Raw genomic sequence first — 15,779 nt, 5'->3', positions numbered from 1 at the left:
GATCGCAGCCCAGGCCTTGTCCGTCAGCTCACCACGTCCGACCACACCCCATCATCTGCACACGATCATGGGAAAGATCCGCAGGACACGCCCTACAACGGCGTGCCCGACGTGGGCCTGATCACCAAGCAGTCGGGCGGGGCGGTCACCGTCCGGCACTTCCTCAACGACGGCGCGGCGGGCTTCACCGAGCTGCCCTGACCCCGGTGGGCCCTACCGCAGGGCGACCAGGGTGGGGCCGCGCTGCTCCAGGACGATCTCACCGGTGGCCGACATGGTGATCGGACCGGTGTAGCCGCCGCGGTCGACCGGGATCACACCGACGTTGGCGCCGGTGACCTCGTCCTGCACGGCCAGGCCGTTCTGGATCGGGACGACCAGCCTGCCCGCCTGCACCACCCCGGGGCCGAGCGTGGTCTGGATCGTCCACATCGGACGCAGGTCGGCCGGGGACAGGGCCACCGTGCGGGAGCCGGTGAACCAGTAGACGCCCTCCGGGCCGGTGGTCGTCAGCACGGTCGCGCCCGGGGGGTCGGTGTTGGCGGGTTCACCCGGCCCGGGTTCGTCGAGCGGGTAGTCGGCCAGGGCGATGCCCGCGGAGGTGTAGACGCGCAGCCGCGCCGGGTCGGACAGGGCGACGGCGGTGTGGGTGTCGGTCAGGGCGACGATGCGGGCGCGGGCGCCCACGACGGTGCTCGAGACGACCTCGACGTCGTCGTTGTCCTTGCCGCTCGGGGACTGGCTGCGGTAGACGGTGAGCCGGTCGGCGCCGTTGTCCTCCGGGCAGCGCTCGATGACGCCGATCTTGCCCGGGGTGACCGCGACCGAGCCGAACGTGCAGCCGTGGCGCAGGTTGGACCGGAACTGCACCGGGGTGGGGCGGGTGCCGTACTGCGAGGTCATCACCAGGTCGGAGCGCCAACTGGTGAGCAGCCGCCTGCCGGTGGTGGTGACGGTGCTGCCGTCGGAGAGCAGCCGGGTGCCGAACTCGGCGTCGGAGTTGCGGGTGCGCTCGACCTTGCCGCTGGTGCCGTCGAGGCCGGTGACCTCGCTGCACCCGCCCTTGGCGTACGGGTCGCCGTCGGGCAGCGCCCCGCCGTCGGAGGCGTAGAGGGCGAGCACGGTGCCGCTGTCGGTGCGCTGCGGCGGGGCGGTGTCGAACGGGGCGACGGTGCACAGCGCCCGGTCGCGGGCGTAGCGCCACTTGACCTCACCGGTCAGCGGGTCGCGCCCGAGGACCTCGCCGCCCATCCCGGTGGCCACGACCGCGCCCGCGACCACGGGCACCGGGGTCATCGGGCTGTCCGCGCGCCAGGTCTCGGCCAGCGACGGCGGGAACTGCAACGGCGGCTCCTGCACCGCGCCCGGCTCAGCGGCGGGGGCGCGGGTGGTGGCGGCGAGGTCACCGGTCTGCCAGAGCACGACCGCCGAGGCCGCCAGCGCCACCACGAGCACGCCCGCGACGACCCAGTCGCGCTTGCCGGTGAAGCGGGTGCGCTGTCCCCTCGGGACGGTCTCCCGGGGTCCCGCCGGGACGGTCTCACGCGGCCCCGCCGGGGCAGTCTCACGCGGCCCCGCCGGGACGGTTTCGCGCAGCGGGTCGGAAGTGTGTCCAGGGTTACCCCCGGGTTCGTCCCGGTCGTTTTGGGACATTTGCCCCGCCACCGGGACGCGTTCGACCGGCTCGGTCCCCCGCGCTCCGGGACCGCCTGCGCCGACCGCGTCGTCCGCCACCGCTTCTCCCTTGTTTACCCAGGTCAGATGCTCTTGGCGCCCCACCGTGGCACATCGGCGGCGAGCGCTCAAGGGCGCTTGAGGCTACCGCGCGGAATGTGTCATCCCCGTTCGGATCGGCGGGGGTGAACCGGGGCGAAAACCACGCGGATGACAGCAGTGGATCATCGAAGTGGCCGGACCGTACAGCATACCTCCACCTCCGCGCCATCGTTGTCCCTCGAATGGAGGTAACCTCCCCCCTCGAGTCCCAGGAGGTGCGGTGAGTCCGGCAGCAGAGACAGAGGCCCCGTGGGCCCGCCGCCCGAAACGGGCGGACGGGCGACGCAACTACGACGCCATCCTCGAGGCGGCCCGGGTGGCGTTCGCCAACCGGGGCACCGGCGCGTCCCTGGAGGACATAGCCAAGGCGGCCGGAGTGGCGATCGGCACCCTCTACGGCCACTTCCCCACCAGGGAAACCCTGGTGGAGGCATCCGTGCGCGAACAACTCGACCAACTAGACCAGGCCGCCACCACCCTCACCGAGGAAGACGGCGACGCGCTGGGCGCGCTCACCGCGTGGGTGCGCCTGGCCGTGGAGCACTGCAGCACCTACCGCGGGCTGGCGAGCTTCCTGGCGGGCAGCGCGCACACCGCGGGCGCCCCCCTGCACCACACCGGCGTGATCGTGCACAAGGCCGTCGCCCCCCTGCTGGCCAAGGCGAAGGAAGCGGGCCGCATCCGGACGGACGTGACCGCCGAGGAGCTGTACGCGGTCATCACCGCCGCGGCTTGGACCAGGGAGAACTCCCCGGAGCAGGTCGACCACAGCGTGCGCCTGCTGGCGTTCGTCACCGAGGGCATGGCCCCGCAGGCAGGCTAGGAGCGGCAGGCCGGGCCCACCACCCGGCCGCCGACCACCGCCCGGCCGGGGAACCGCAGGCCCAGCCGCCTGCCACCCGGAACCCCCAACCGAGGGCATGACCCCGCAGGCGGACCAGGAACGGCAGGCCGAGACCACCACCCGGCCGCCGATCACCGCACTACCGCCAACCACCGGCCAGCCGAACCGCAGGCCTGACCACCAGCCACCCGGAACGCCACCGGCTCAGCCGCCCGGCCCGCCCGACCAGGCGGCAGGCCCGCCACCCGGACCCCCTGGGCGCAGCGGCCACCCACCCCGAACCATCGAGCACGGCCACCAGCCATCCGGGCCCCACGGCGCAGCCACCAGCCACTCGAAACCCTCCTGGTGCAGCGGCAACCAGCCACCCACCCGGCCCCGGCCACCTGGAACCCGGCTTGCACAACTGCCGACCACCCAACAAACCGCCGGCCCGGCGCCAGAATGCCCGGGTGGGTGGATGTGCTTGGGTGGGGGAAGCGATCATGTGCAAGCCTGCCTGGGCAGTGGGGCCCTCTTTTCGCCCCACTCGGTCACACCAGGCACATGATCGCTGTAGGGGCCCCGCCCAAGCAGATCCACCCACCCGGGCACGCCCAACAAACGACCGGGCTTTGAAACCACGGCACGGCCGAGCAGATCTGCCCACCCGGGCACCAGCGACAAAATCCCGGCTCTTGAGCCGACAGCACACGGAGCGATCCCGGCGAAGCAAATCCACCCGGGCACGACAGCGAAATCCGGGCTCGCAACCAGGACCGCGGTCGAGCACGTCCACCCCGCCCGGAACCCGGACCCCGGAGCACAGCAGGTCGGTTTCAGCCCGCGCCGCGGGGTACCCGGGGGCCATGGTGAGCATCGGGTACTTCCTGTCCTGCGAGGAGTTCGGCCCCAAGGAGCTGGTGCGGCAGGCCCGCCTGGCCGAGGAGGCCGGGTTCGAGCGCCTGTGGATCTCCGACCACTTCCACCCGTGGTTGGAGGAGCAGGGGCAGAGCCCGTTCGTCTGGTCGGTCATCGGTGCCCTGTCGGAGGCGGTGTCGCTGCCCATCACGACGGCGGTGACCTGCCCGACCGTGCGGGTGCACCCGGCGATCGTCGCGCAGGCCTCGGCGACGGCGGCCGTGCAGACCGGTGGTCGGTTCACCCTGGGCGTGGGCAGCGGCGAGGCGCTCAACGAGCACATCCTGGGTGACTCGTGGCCGTCGGTCGGGGTCCGGCTGGCGATGTTGGAGGAGGCCGTCGAGGTCATCCGCAAGTTGCACACCGGGGAGGAGGTGTCCTTCCACGGCGAGTTCTACGAGGTCCAGGAGGCGCGGCTCTACACCGTGCCGGAGGAGCCGGTGCCCATCTACGTGTCCGGTTTCGGCCCGCAGGCCACCGAGCTGGCGGCCCGGATCGGTGACGGTTACTGCACGGTCATGCCGGACGCGGACCTCGTCGGGACGTTCCGCATGTCCGGCGGCGGCGCGAAGCCGGTGCAGGCCGGGATGAAGGTGTGCTGGGCCGAGACGGAGGCGGCGGGCCGGGCGACGGCGCACCGGCTCTGGCGCAACGAGGGCCTGGCGGGCCAGCTCGCGCAGACCATGCCCCGGCCGCGCGACTTCGCCGACGCGGCGAGCCTGGTGACCGAGGACGCGGTGGCCGAGCAGATCGTGTGCGGGCCGGACGTCGACCGGCACGTGGGTGCCGTGCGCGAGTTCGTCGACGCGGGCGCCGACGAGGTGTACGTGCAGCAGATCGGGTCCGACCACGAGGAGTTCTTCCGGGTGTGGGCGAAGGACGTCATCCCGGCTCTCCGCTGACCTGGCGGGGGCTGATCCGGCGCGGTTGACCTGGCGCGGCTGACCTGGCGGGGGCTGATCCGGCGCGGTTGACCTGGCGCAGTTGACCTGGCGAGGCTGACCTGGCGGGACTGATCCGGCGCGGTCGACCTGGTGGGCGGGACGCGTGCGCGGGCGGGTGGGGACCCGAACGCGCACGCGTCCCGTCGTCGTCCGGCGGGCCGTGACCCGGGGTCGGGGCCGTGAAACCGTTTCCGCTGTTGGACTCCGCACAGCCGCGACCGTGTGAGGTGCGGCCGTTCGGGGTAAGTAACGGGTAGAGCTGCCGTCGAGCTGGAGGTCACCGTCCCATGTGGATCGCACTCGCCACTCCCCTGGTCGTCATGCTCGGCGCGGTCGGCATGCAGCAGTTGGAACCGCGTGTCCTGGGACCGGTGACCCCGATCTCGGACGATCCGCTGCAACAGCCGGTCGACGCCGACGAACTCTCTGTCCACTGAGGATTTCCGCCTGCGGGGCGGGTACTGCCGGGACGACGGCGTCCGGGCAGCACCCGCCCCGCAGGCGTCCTGTCGCAGGTTGCACTCCGCACCTCCCTCGACTTCCCGATCCGATTCGCACCGATCGGGTGACCGGTGAACCGGTAACGATCGGGTGCGCAACCGCGACGCCATGTTCGGAGCCCGAAGCCGGTGCAGACGTTCCCGGCGCGGGCGAGGGCGCTCGGGGAAGGGGCGGCATGACGACGACGGACACCGATCGCGGTGCCGCGCCCGCCGAACTGGCACTCGCCGTGCCCACCACCGCCGCCGCGCTGCCGGACGTGCGGGCCACCCTGGACCGGTGGCTCACCGGGCTGGGGGTGGGCACCGGCACCCGCCAGGACGTCGTCCTGGTGGTCGACGAGGCGCTGACCAACGCCATCGAGCACGCCTACGGCGACAGCCCGGACCCCGGTCCGATCAGCCTCACCGCCGTGCACGACGCGGGCGGGGTCGAGGTGCGGGTGCGCGACCAGGGGACCTGGAAGCAGCCGACGGTCGACGGCGTCCGCGGTCGCGGCCTGGCCATGATCGCCGCGATCGCCGACCGGATGGACCTGAGCGTCGCCGACGGGCACACCACGGTGTTCGCCCACGTGCCCCACCGGGACTGATCCCACCCGGAACCCCTGGTCCGCCCACATCCCCTCTGCGCAGGACCCCGGACCCCGGTCATGATGGGTGGGGGCGCTCGGCCGGGGAACTTTTGCCATCCGCCCACAAAGGTGCGTCCGAACGTGCGCGCAGACATCCCAATGGTCTGTCCACAAGGGTACAAGGGGTGCAGAAACGCGCCGTTGAGCAGGGTATTCAGGTGACTGTCCCCACTGAGGGGGCCGAATGGGGGTCCACCGGGCCCCGCCTGTCCTGTTCCGAGGGAGATCCGATGCCGCGTCCTCTCACCGCGCGCGTGAACAAACTGTTGGGCCTCGGCGTGGCCGTCGTGGCGGGGGTGGGCGTCGCGTTCGCGGTCGTGCCCAGCGCCGCCGCGCAGGGCGACGTGCTGGGCGCGGGCAAGCCGGGGGCGATCAAGGACAGCTACCTCGTCGTGTTCAAGGAGGGGGCGACCCGGCAGCGGCCGGTGCGCGACCTGGTCGGCGCGCTGGCGGGCAAGCACCGGGCGAAGGTGCGGTTCACCTACCAGGCCACCGTGCGCGGCTTCGCGGGCGAGATGACGGAGGCGGAGGCGCGCAGGCTCGCCGCCGACCCGTCGGTGGAGCGCGTCGAGCAGAACAGCGTGGTGACCACCCAGGACACGCAGACCGGCGCCACCTGGGGCCTGGACCGCATCGACCAGCAGGCGCTGCCGCTGAACGGGACCTACACCTACCCCAACACCGCCGGGAACGTGCGCGCGTACGTGATCGACACCGGCATCCGCACCTCGCACCAGCAGTTCGGCGGCCGGGCCACCTGGGGCACCAACACCACCGGTGACGGCAACGACACCGACTGCAACGGCCACGGCACGCATGTGGCGGGCACCATCGGCGGGTCCACCCACGGCGTGGCCAAGGGCGTGCAGCTCACCGCGGTCAAGGTCCTCGACTGCGCGGGCTCCGGCAGCTTCGCGCAGGTCGTGGCCGGGGTCGATTGGGTCACCCAGAACCACGTCTCCGGTCCCGCGGTGGCCAACCTGAGCCTCGGCGGCCCGGGCACCAACACCACCCTGGAGAACGCCATCCGCGCCTCCATCGCCGACGGGGTGGTCTACGCGATCGCGGCGGGCAACTCCAGCACCAACGCCTGCAACCAGACGCCCGCGCGCACCGCGGAGGCGATCACCGTCGGCGCCACCACCAGCACCGACGCCCGGGCCTCCTACTCCAACTACGGCACCTGCGTCGACCTGTTCGCCCCGGGTTCCGACATCACCTCGGCGGGTTCCGGCGGCGACACCGCCACCGCGGTCATGAGCGGCACCTCGATGGCCTCCCCGCACGTGGCGGGCGCGGCGGCGCTGGTGCTGGGCGCGAACCCGGCGCTGTCGCCGCAGCAGGTGACCGACAACCTGCTCGGCTCCGCCGTCCAGGGCCGGGTCGGCAACGCGGGCACCGGTTCGCCCAACCGGTTCCTCCACACCGGCGCCATCACCAGCCCCTCCCTCGGTGACACCCTGACCAAGGGGAAGCGGATGAACGCCGGGCAGTCGCTGCGCTCGCCGGACGGCCGCTACCACCTGGACATGCAGTCCGACGGCAACCTCGTGCTCTACACCCAGGCGAACCAGGCGTGGTGGCACACCGGCACCTACGGCAACCCGGGCGCGTACACCGTCTTCCAGGAGGACGGGAACGTCGTGCTCTACACCTCGGGCGGCCGGGCGCTGTGGGCGACGAACAGCTGGCGGTCCGCCGCGACCCGGCTGGTGTTGCAGAACGACTCGAACCTGGTCCTCTACGGCTCCGGCGGACAGGCCCTCTGGGCCCGCTGACCTCCTTAGGTCCGATCATCCGACCAACGGTCCGCCTCCCCCGAACAGGGGAGGCGGGCCGTTGCTTTTGCCCCCTGCTTCGATCTTGCGAACACCGACCGGACACAGATCACAGTGATATTACGTACGTCCTGAGCAGCGGATATGCCCCTCCGCGCGGCCAAGGGGGTCGCTTCGGCGCCGGATTCGTTGAATGATGGGTTAACAAGCCGGTCACGCTCGCGGAAAACGGACGGGAACGTTCAAGTGACCCGCGGCGATGCACCGGGTGAACCGGACATTTCCCGTCCGAGAGAGGGGGACGCGTGCCCGCGTCTGATCCAGCCCCACCGACCAGCCGACCGATCTCCCCCGGCCGCCCGCGACCGCAGCGCAAGCTGCGCGACACCGGTGTGCTGACCTTCATCGTCCCGGCCGACAGCGACCAGCTCTCCCTGGTCCGCCACCGGGTGAGCGCCTGGCTCGCCGCCCACCACGTGCGCGTGGAGCAGCGCCGCGACGTGGTGGCCGTGGTCGACGAGGCGGTGTCCAACTCCATCGAGCACGGCTACCTCGAGGGCGACGACTGCGGTCTGGTCGCCATCACCGTGCACGCCAACGCCGACGACATCGTGGCGCTGGTGGCCGACCACGGGTGCTGGCCTGCCGCGCCGGGGACCCGCGGCCTGGGCCTGAGCGTCATCGAGGAGCTCGCCGAGGACGTCGAGCTGTCGCACGACGCGGGGCGCACGACGCTCTCCGCCCGGTTCCCGCGCGAGCGGGCCACGCGGCCGACCGCGTGGGCGCCCGAGCAGCGCACCCCCGCGGACGAGCCCGCCCGCGCGCGCTGATTTCCGTCATCCCGGGCCGGCGGCGCACCGCGCCACCGGCCCGGCGCCCGTTCAGGCCCGCGGCTCCGCGGCGGCCGGTTCCGGCTCCGCGGTGGGCTCCTGCGGTTCCGGCGGGGTGATCACCGGCAGCGTGAAGCGGATCGTGGTGCCCCGCCCGCCGCTCTCGGCGTGCTCGGTGTCGAGCCAGATCCGGCCGCCGTGGAACTCCACGATCTTGCGGCACATGGCCAGCCCGATCCCGGTGCCCGGGTAGGCGTCCTTGCCGTGCAGCCGCTGGAAGATCACGAACACCCGCTCGGCGAACTGCGGCTCGACGCCGATCCCGTTGTCCGACACCGAGAACACCCACTCGTCGCCGTCGCGCTCCACCTCGATCCGCACCACCGGCGGCTCCTCGGCGCGGAACTTGACCGCGTTGCCGATGAGGTTCTGGAACACCGCCGTCAGCAGCGGGACCTCGCCGCGCACGACCGGCAGCTCGGCGGGCACCTCGACGGTCGCGCCGGTCTCCTCCAGCACCGCGCCCAGGTTGCGCTGCGCGGACTCGACCAGGCTCGCGACCGGCACGTCGACGTGCTTGCCGGTGTGCCGCCCGACCCGGCTGAACGAGAGCAGGTCGTTGATCAGCACCTGCATCCGCCGCGCGCCGTCGACGGCGAAGCCGATGTACTGCCGGGCGTTGTCGTCGAGCTTGTCGGAGTAGCGGCGCTCCAGGAGCTGGCAGAAGCTGGCGACCTTGCGCAGCGGCTCCTGCAGGTCGTGCGAGGCGACGTAGGCGAACTGCTCCAGCTCGGCGTTGGAGCGCTTGAGGTCGGCGCTGAGGGTGTCGAGTTCGGTGTTGGTCTGCCGCAGCACCTCCAGCTCGTAGAGGATGCGGGCGCGCATGACGTCGACGTCCTCGGCGAGCCCGGCGATCTCCGCGGGCCCGGTCACCTCCACCCGGTGCCCGAACCGGCCGTCGGCGACCTGCCGCACCTGGTGGCTCAGCCGCGACAGCGGGGCCACCACGGCCGAGCGCAGCAGCACCGAGGCGACCACCACGAGCAGCAGCAGCGCCCCCAGGGTGATCACGCAGGTGCGGACCAGCGCGGTCGCGGAGTCGTTGAGGGCCGCCCGGCCGATGACCCGCTCCTCCTCCAGGTCGGCGCGCAGCTCGTCCAGCGCCGAGCGCGCGCGGTCGAACAGGACCTTGCCCGCCTCCGGGTCGGTGGTGAGCCTGGCCGCCGCCGCCTGCTCGATGGTGGGCTCGGCGTACTCCGCGCGCCAGACCTCGACCTGGCGCAGTGCCTCCTCGAACTCCGCCGCGATCCGGGGGAGGTCGGTGAGCAGGGGCCGCAGCTCCGCCTCGGCCTGCCGCTGGCGGGACCGGCCGTCGTCGTAGGGGGTGCGGAACTCCGGGCGGACGGTGATGGCGAAGCCGCGCACCCCGGTCTCCTGGTCGACCACGGCGGTGGTGAGCTGCTCGGAGCTGATCACCATCGGCCCGATCCGGTCCAGCAGCCGCGCCCTGGTCGAGTCCAGGTCGTTGATGGCCACGGCGACCGCGGCGATGGCCGCCGCGAAGACGACCACGAGCAGCACCGAGGCCACCGTCGACCGGCGCCGCAGCGACCAGCGGGTGAGCCCGGAACGCCGGGGTCGGGACGGGTGCTCGCTCATCCGGGGTGTCCTAGCCTCGCGCCGCGCGGGGGTGCCCGCCTGGTCGCGCGAAAGCCTACGGCCGGGCACCTGCCGGGCCTGCGGCGGCGTCGGTGTGCCGCGGTCCCGCCGCCGGGGCGGGGCGCGGGGATGCCGCCGGGGGGCGGCTCGGCCGGGCGGCGCGGTGCCCGGGTGGTCGAGCCGCCGCCCGGTGGCGGCCGGACGGTCCGCGTGGGGGCATCACGCCGGGCACCGTCCGCATGGGAATGGTCTTGGTCGAGGTGGGGGATTCGTTGAGACGCCTACGGTACAACCTCGGTCGAGAACCGGTTCCGTTGCACCCCAACAAAATCCGACACCTCCGTCCCTACGGAAGAGTAACCCCGTCTGCGTTAACCCGAAAGAGTGAGAAACCCGACGGTAACCCCGTGCCGGACCGATGTCGGGCCGATCACCGAACGCCATTCGGCCGATAATCCGATTCCCCGGACGGCCCGCCGGGACCTTGATCGTCCTGGGTGGACTGTCCTGATCACGGAGCAGGACAGGTGTCCTGCTGGGACGCCACCGCGGCGGAAAGCGTTCCCCGGCACAGTAAACGGGTGTAACGGGTGTCGCCGTCGACGAATCGCGCGAGCCAGGAGAGCACCAACCCGGCGGTCACGTCGTCGGGGGCGTTGGAGAAGTCGTGGTCACGGCCGGGCAGCAGCGCGTACGCCCGGGCGGGGGCGGTGAGCGAGGCGTAGAACCGCTCGGCGTGCTCGGCCGGGGGCGCGATCGTGTCGTCCTCGGCGGCGAGCACGAGGGTCGGCACCCGCACGCCCGCGAAGTCCGCGGCCGGGTCCCACGGCGCCATCGGGATCGCCGCGCGCAGCCCGGGCCGGGCCAGGGCCGCCTCCAGCGCGGCGCCACCGCCCATCGAGTGCCCCAGCACCGCCGCGCGCGCCGGGTCGGCCCGATCGCGCACCGGGCTGTCGGCCACCACCCAGTCGATGGCCGCGAGCAGTTCGGCGGCCCGGGCGGTCGGGAACTCGTCCGGGTCGAGGGTGTCGACCAGGAGGACGACGAACCCCCGGGAGGCCAGTCGCGGCCCCAGCCACGCCAGCGTCGCCGCACCCTCCCGGAACCCCGGGGCCACGGCCACCACCCCGTACGGGCCGCCCGCGGCGTCGGCCGGGGCGAGCAGCGTGCCGCCGCCGAACCCGGCCACGTCCGCGCGGCGCACCGCGGCGGTGATCACGGCGTGGGGGCCGACGGCGGCCGTCACGCTCGCCGGGGTGGGTGCGGGTCCGCGTTCGACGGCGGGCGGTGCGGGAACGGCAGCGGTCAGCCCGGCACCCAGCCCGACGACGACCGCCACCGCGGCCAATCCACGACCCGCTCTCCGCACCGGAGCGCTCCTCTCACCCGAACGGCGCAACCGCCGCCGAGGGTAGGTGCGCGACCTGTGCGCGCGGTCTCAGTAGCCGTCGCCCCCGAAGAACATCTCCTCGATCTGGTCGGCGGTGCCCGCGAGCAGGGCCAGCGGGTCGTCGAACTCGTGCACGTCGAGGTCGCGCAGCGGCAGCGAGTGCCGCAGCACCACGTGGTCGCCCATGATCGCCGCGCCGCAGGCGATCGACCCGTGGCCCACCTCGCGCAGCAGCGCCGCCAGGTCGACCGAGGCGGCCAGGCCGACCGGGCTGGCGATCTGCACCCACTCGTGCTTGTTGTCCAGGACCTCGCGCAGCAGCACCACGATCTGGCTGCGCTCGTCCTCCTCGTCGTACTTCTCGAACCGGAACTCGAGGCGGATCTCGTCCTCGCGCTCCTCGATGACCTCGTACTCCTCGCGGACGTACGCGGCGAGGTCGGCCCAAGTCGAATGCATGGCACCAGCCTACGGGAGACGATCACCGCCCGGGGGAGCCGTTCGCGGGGTTGTGCGGCCCCCGGCGATCGTGTTAAGTCGATCGGGGGCCGCCGCCGTCGACGGCATTGTCCACTTGGGAGGCTTGATGCCGAACAGGATCGTTCCGCCCGGTATGCCCGCTTCGTTGCGGTACCCGAGCGTCGCGGCGGGCGCCATCCTGTTGGGCTCCGCCCGCCGCTACGGCAACCGGGTGGCCTTCGCCCACGGCGACGACGCGATCACCTTCGCCGAGCTGGGCGCCGCCGCCGCCCGCACCGCCAACGGCCTGCGCGCCAGGGGCATCTCCCCCGGCGACCGGGTCGCGCTGCGGATGCCCAACTGCCTGGCCTTCCCGGTCGCCTACTACGGCACCCTGCTCGCGGGTGCGGCGTTCGTCCCGGTCAACCCGCTGCTCCCGGAGGACGCCGCCCGCGCCCAACTCGCCGACGCGGAGGTCAACCTCACCCTCACCGCCGCCGACGTCCCGCCACTGGGCGAGGACATGCCCACCGTCCCACCCCGGGTGGCCTGCGACGTCGACACCCACCTGGCCCACCTCGCCTACACCGGCGGCACCACGGGCGTGTCCAAGGGCGTCCGGCTCACCCACCGCAACGTGGTCGCCAACACGCTGCAGTACGCCTGCTGGCACACCGGCTCCCTGCCCCGCCTCGACGACGAGGGCGGCCTGACCCTGGAGCAGATCGGCAACCCGGAGGAGTGGCCGGTCCGCCTGGGCACCGGCGTCGCGATCAACCTCACCCCGTGGTTCCACGCCATGGGCATCGTCGCGGGCCTCAACGCCCCGGTCCTGACCGGCGCCACGCTCGTCCTGCACGACCGCCTCGACCCGGCCGCCTACCTCGCCGACGCCGAACGCCTCCGGGTCACCTCGATGGGCGGTGTCCCCGCCCTCTTCGCCACCCTGCTCGCCCACCCCGACAGCGCCACCCGCGACCTGACCTCGGTCCGCACCGTCGCCTCCGGCGCGGCCCCGATGCCGGTGGAGATGATCGAGCGGCTGCGCACCCTGGTCCCGCACGCGCAGGTGTCCGAGGGCTACGGCCTGACCGAGGTCACGATGGGCGCCACGGGTGCCCCACCGCACCGGTCCGGGGTGCGCAAGGTCGGCTCGGTCGGGGTGCCGCTGCCCGACACCGAGGTCCGCGTCGAACCGGTCGAGGGCGGCGCCCCCCTGCCCCCGGGCGAGCGCGGCGAGATCTGCCTTCGGGGCCCGCAGGTCATGGAGGGCTACCACAACCACCCGGAAGCCACCGCCGAAGTCCTGGTCGACGGGTGGCTGCACACCGGGGACATCGGGGTGGTCGACGAGGACGGGTACCTGTTCATCGTCGACCGCAAGAAGGACATGCTGCTCTACAAGGGGTACAACGTCTACCCGCGCGAACTGGAGGAACTGCTGGCCGCGCACCCGGACGTCCTGGGCGCGGCGGTGGTGGGGCGACCGGACGACCTGGCCGGGGAACTGCCGGTGGCGTTCGTGGTCCCACGCACCGCGTCGGTGACGGCGGAGGCCGTCCAGGAGGCGATCAACGCGCAGGTGGTGCACTACAAGCGGCTGCGCGAGGTCCGGTTGGTGGAGTCGATCCCGTACTCGGCGGCGGGCAAGATCCTCAAGCGCGAACTGCGGAACCGGTTCGCGGCGGAATAGCCGCTACGCGCGAATCCGTCTTCCGCCTCTACGGAATTCTCGCGTTTTCCACATCCTTCAACAGCACATCCGGATCAGGGATGCGGTACGTCGGAAGTTTGCGCACCAACCAGTCTTGTTCGATCACCAAGCCCGTTCTGTGTTCAACAGCGGCCAGACAGGAAGCGTTGGGCCGATCAAGGTCAAACGGCGTCTCCTCGATCCAGTCCGGTTGAAGATCGCCCATGCCGCCCGGAAAGCCGACCGCGAACGGGTCGAAGTGAGCAGTCACCCTGCCACCACGGGCCTCGGTGATCCGGTACGCGCCGGACATGCTCCAGTAGGCACTGACGAACAGACCACCATTCGACGCCCGACGAGCGATCTCCGGGAGGTCACCCGACCATCCGTTCGGCTCGATGGCGACGACATACGCGTCTTCGACGAGAACCTGGAGATTGAAAACGCTTCCGAAGTCTTCCTGGGAAGGCCACGCCCCGTCGAAAGCCAGAGGCACAGCCGCTGTGGGGTCGCCCCCGTACACGCGCACCAGGTCGTCCACCGAACTGCCGGTCACAACTGCCACCGTCCAAACGAAGTCCGGGTCTTCGTCGGCCCAAACGTATTTCCTTGCTAGCTGCCACATGATGTCTTGTCCTCGGCGACGTCCTGTCCTTGATAGGGCACCGACGCGATCTTACCCGGATTGCTGATAACCACGAGAAAGTCATCCCCGTCACCGATACCCTGGTAGCGGTATGCCGTGCTCAAGGTGCCCCCCTGACAAGCCTGTTCACGGGCGGGAACTTCTTCGGTGCGAGCACCTTTTCCGCCTTGAACCGAAGAGGCGAAAGCATATTCGTCACACGAGCCATCATCGTATTTCTTCACGAACGTCTTGCGGCAGGTCTGGTTGTAGTTCGCTGCTCGATTCTTGCCGTCTTTGGTCAGGATGAAATCGTGTCCCTCACCCCAGGCAAGGGAGATGTTCCGGGCGATATAAGGCATTTTCGCCGCGCTCATCACGATGACCTTCAGGTCGCCGCACCGCTTCTCCGAAAGCACCTTCTCGGCCGTGCACTGCTCGACTTCGGACTCAGCGCCACCTGCTACCAACACCTGCTCATCGCCTGCGCCGACGATGACAGAGTCACTGGAGAGCAGACCGGCCACCGTGTCCTGGACTTCGGAGCCACCGAAGTACACAACTGCCCCCGCGACCAGGACGAGCGGCAGGAGCATGCCGGTCTTACTACCTGTTGTCACCGATCTTCCTCCAGGCGGCCCATCGCACAGATTGCGCTCAGACGTCTTCAAAAGTGAGGCAGCCTAGAGTATGACAGGTCACCGGGAGATGCGGCCCGCCTTGACGAAGGCGATCAGGGCGGCGGCGTCGCCAGGCAGCAACACCGCGCCAGGGCCCTGCTTGCTGTCCCGCAGGTGCGCCAGGGTGTGGGCGACCTCCACGCAGTTGGACTGGCCGCCGGAGAACTGCGACTTCTTGAACCGCAAGGGTTCGCTGCGCATGGTCACTTCCCCACAATCCGCTGCTCGATGATCGCCTCAACCCTATCCTGCGTTGCCCGCACTGACAGGGCAAGGCCGTCGAGCTTGCGGCGGGCCGCCGTGTAGGGATCGGTTTCCTCGTCGAAGAGGAAGGTCGACGAGCCCAGGTGTTCCACGAGTGCCACCGGGCCGGATCGGTCGAAGTTCATCAGGTACCAGCCGCCGATGGCGAACGAGGTGGGCAGCTCGACCAGCCGCACGTCCACCCCATCGCGGTTCGCCATGGTGATCAGGTGGCGGAGCTGGGCAATGAAGTCCTTGGTCGAGCACAACTGGTTCGCCAGGGCTGTCGTTCCGACGAAGGCGGTGTAGTCGACCTCGCGGCGGTTCAGCAACTCCTGCCGTTGCCGTCTGGCCCGCAGGCGCGGGTGGACGTCGTGCTCGGGCACGCCCCAGTCGTGCATGACCGCCTCCGCGTAGGCCGGCGTCTGCAACAACCCTGGGATGACGCCGGGGCTCCAGTCGGTCATGCGGATCGCCTCGAACTCGTATGACGCCAGGGCGCCAAGGTCGCTCGGGACGCCTGCGGGTGGGCGGTCCCACCAGCCCAGCGTGGCGGGTTCCTTGGCGCGGGCGACCAGTTCGTCCCGCCGTTCCAGTGGCAGCCTGTAGACCACGGCCAGGCCCATGACGGCTTCCGGCGAGATGTGCCGCTGCCCGCGTTCCAGCCTGCTCAGCGTGGAGACGTTCCACTGGATGGCCCCGGCCACCTGCGCCAGGCTCAGTTCGGCCCGCTCCCGGATCGCACGCAGCTCCGCTCCCAGGGCCCGATCGCGCGGCGTTCCGGGCCGGTGTTTACCACCCATTCCACTCCCCCGATCAGCGA

General features: G+C 71.3%; 16 protein-coding genes. 8 read left to right on the top strand and 8 right to left on the bottom strand.

What is annotated here, in order from left to right:
* The coding region (locus tag DFQ13_RS34600; protein ID WP_219994721.1) for a hypothetical protein at positions 1–201 on the top strand (201 nt) is incomplete at its 5' end.
* 12 nt (positions 202–213) lie between these two features.
* Here the strand turns inward: DFQ13_RS34600 and DFQ13_RS31780 are convergent.
* Positions 214–1,653 carry an Rv3212 family protein gene (locus tag DFQ13_RS31780; protein WP_146241430.1) on the bottom strand — a complete coding sequence of 480 codons (1,440 nt, stop codon included), beginning with the start codon at positions 1,651–1,653 and terminating at the stop codon, positions 214–216.
* A gap of 343 nt (positions 1,654–1,996) precedes the next feature.
* On the opposite strand from DFQ13_RS31780, the gene DFQ13_RS31775 reads away from it, so the two are divergent.
* The 6 genes from DFQ13_RS31775 to DFQ13_RS31755 all read left to right on the top strand — a co-directional run bounded on the left by DFQ13_RS31775 (position 1,997) and on the right by DFQ13_RS31755 (position 8,207).
* Positions 1,997–2,599 (top strand): TetR/AcrR family transcriptional regulator, encoded by a 603-nt coding sequence (locus DFQ13_RS31775; protein WP_035289400.1) that lies wholly within the window; start codon positions 1,997–1,999, stop codon positions 2,597–2,599.
* 869 nt (positions 2,600–3,468) lie between these two features.
* Positions 3,469–4,422: an LLM class F420-dependent oxidoreductase gene (locus tag DFQ13_RS31770; RefSeq protein ID WP_110082476.1), complete on the top strand. Its 954-nt coding sequence runs from the start codon at positions 3,469–3,471 to the stop codon at positions 4,420–4,422.
* 329 nt (positions 4,423–4,751) lie between these two features.
* Complete coding sequence (locus tag DFQ13_RS34285) at positions 4,752–4,901, top strand: hypothetical protein (RefSeq protein WP_161784498.1); 150 nt, start codon at positions 4,752–4,754, stop codon at positions 4,899–4,901.
* 239 nt (positions 4,902–5,140) lie between these two features.
* A complete protein-coding gene (locus DFQ13_RS31765; RefSeq protein ID WP_035286138.1) occupies positions 5,141–5,557 on the top strand; it encodes an ATP-binding protein in 417 nt (138 codons plus the stop codon).
* A 296-nt stretch (positions 5,558–5,853) separates the two neighbouring features.
* Positions 5,854–7,377: a S8 family serine peptidase gene (locus DFQ13_RS31760; RefSeq protein ID WP_233438675.1), complete on the top strand. Its 1,524-nt coding sequence runs from the start codon at positions 5,854–5,856 to the stop codon at positions 7,375–7,377.
* Between the two features lie 305 nt (positions 7,378–7,682).
* Complete coding sequence (locus tag DFQ13_RS31755; RefSeq protein ID WP_110082474.1) at positions 7,683–8,207, top strand: ATP-binding protein; 525 nt, start codon at positions 7,683–7,685, stop codon at positions 8,205–8,207.
* Positions 8,208–8,258: 51 nt separating this feature from the next.
* Here DFQ13_RS31755 and DFQ13_RS31750 read toward each other — a convergent pair whose 3' ends face one another.
* From DFQ13_RS31750 to DFQ13_RS31740, 3 genes are all read right to left on the bottom strand, one after another.
* The gene (locus DFQ13_RS31750; RefSeq protein WP_110082473.1) at positions 8,259–9,866 is read right to left on the bottom strand and encodes a sensor histidine kinase; all 1,608 of its coding nucleotides are present in this window, start codon (positions 9,864–9,866) and stop codon (positions 8,259–8,261) included.
* Positions 9,867–10,377: 511 nt separating this feature from the next.
* A complete protein-coding gene (locus DFQ13_RS31745) occupies positions 10,378–11,205 on the bottom strand; it encodes a poly(ethylene terephthalate) hydrolase family protein (RefSeq protein ID WP_219994720.1) in 828 nt (275 codons plus the stop codon).
* Positions 11,206–11,304: 99 nt separating this feature from the next.
* Positions 11,305–11,715, bottom strand: a complete 411-nt coding sequence (locus DFQ13_RS31740) for a type III secretion system chaperone family protein (RefSeq protein ID WP_035286141.1) — start codon at positions 11,713–11,715, stop codon at positions 11,305–11,307.
* Between the two features lie 154 nt (positions 11,716–11,869).
* Between DFQ13_RS31740 and DFQ13_RS31735 the strand changes: the two genes are divergently transcribed.
* On the top strand, positions 11,870–13,408 hold the full coding sequence (locus DFQ13_RS31735; RefSeq protein ID WP_233438674.1) for a class I adenylate-forming enzyme family protein: 1,539 nt from the start codon (positions 11,870–11,872) through the stop codon (positions 13,406–13,408).
* Positions 13,409–13,436: 28 nt separating this feature from the next.
* On the opposite strand, the gene DFQ13_RS31730 is transcribed toward DFQ13_RS31735, so the two are convergent.
* The 4 genes from DFQ13_RS31730 to DFQ13_RS31715 form a co-directional block, all read right to left on the bottom strand.
* Positions 13,437–13,964 (bottom strand): hypothetical protein, encoded by a 528-nt coding sequence (locus DFQ13_RS31730; RefSeq protein WP_146241428.1) that lies wholly within the window; start codon positions 13,962–13,964, stop codon positions 13,437–13,439.
* Positions 13,965–14,020: 56 nt separating this feature from the next.
* Positions 14,021–14,653, bottom strand: a complete 633-nt coding sequence (locus tag DFQ13_RS31725) for a NucA/NucB deoxyribonuclease domain-containing protein (RefSeq protein ID WP_146241427.1) — start codon at positions 14,651–14,653, stop codon at positions 14,021–14,023.
* A gap of 78 nt (positions 14,654–14,731) precedes the next feature.
* Positions 14,732–14,914: a DUF397 domain-containing protein gene (locus DFQ13_RS31720; protein ID WP_110082468.1), complete on the bottom strand. Its 183-nt coding sequence runs from the start codon at positions 14,912–14,914 to the stop codon at positions 14,732–14,734.
* Positions 14,915–14,916: 2 nt separating this feature from the next.
* Complete coding sequence (locus DFQ13_RS31715; RefSeq protein ID WP_110082467.1) at positions 14,917–15,759, bottom strand: helix-turn-helix domain-containing protein; 843 nt, start codon at positions 15,757–15,759, stop codon at positions 14,917–14,919.
* Between the last annotated feature and the right edge of the window lie 20 nt (positions 15,760–15,779).

The organism is Actinokineospora spheciospongiae (assembly GCF_003182415.1).
GTDB lineage: Bacteria > Actinomycetota > Actinomycetes > Mycobacteriales > Pseudonocardiaceae > Actinokineospora > Actinokineospora spheciospongiae.
The sequence above is the reverse complement of the archived record's forward strand: the minus strand, read 5'-3'. Positions and strand labels throughout refer to the sequence as shown.

Excerpts from the sequence above, each read along its gene's own strand:
- DFQ13_RS31765 (WP_035286138.1), top strand. The coding sequence starts at position 5,141 with ATGACGACGACGGACACCGATCGCGGTGCCGCGCCCGCCGAACTGGCA.
- DFQ13_RS31720 (WP_110082468.1), bottom strand. The coding sequence starts at position 14,914 with ATGCGCAGCGAACCCTTGCGGTTCAAGAAGTCGCAGTTCTCCGGCGGC.
- DFQ13_RS31740 (WP_035286141.1), bottom strand. The coding sequence starts at position 11,715 with ATGCATTCGACTTGGGCCGACCTCGCCGCGTACGTCCGCGAGGAGTAC.
- DFQ13_RS34285 (WP_161784498.1), top strand. The coding sequence starts at position 4,752 with ATGTGGATCGCACTCGCCACTCCCCTGGTCGTCATGCTCGGCGCGGTC.
- DFQ13_RS31780 (WP_146241430.1), bottom strand. The coding sequence starts at position 1,653 with ATGTCCCAAAACGACCGGGACGAACCCGGGGGTAACCCTGGACACACT.
- DFQ13_RS31750 (WP_110082473.1), bottom strand. The coding sequence starts at position 9,866 with ATGAGCGAGCACCCGTCCCGACCCCGGCGTTCCGGGCTCACCCGCTGG.
- DFQ13_RS31770 (WP_110082476.1), top strand. The coding sequence starts at position 3,469 with ATGGTGAGCATCGGGTACTTCCTGTCCTGCGAGGAGTTCGGCCCCAAG.
- DFQ13_RS31715 (WP_110082467.1), bottom strand. The coding sequence starts at position 15,759 with ATGGGTGGTAAACACCGGCCCGGAACGCCGCGCGATCGGGCCCTGGGA.
- DFQ13_RS31735 (WP_233438674.1), top strand. The coding sequence starts at position 11,870 with ATGCCCGCTTCGTTGCGGTACCCGAGCGTCGCGGCGGGCGCCATCCTG.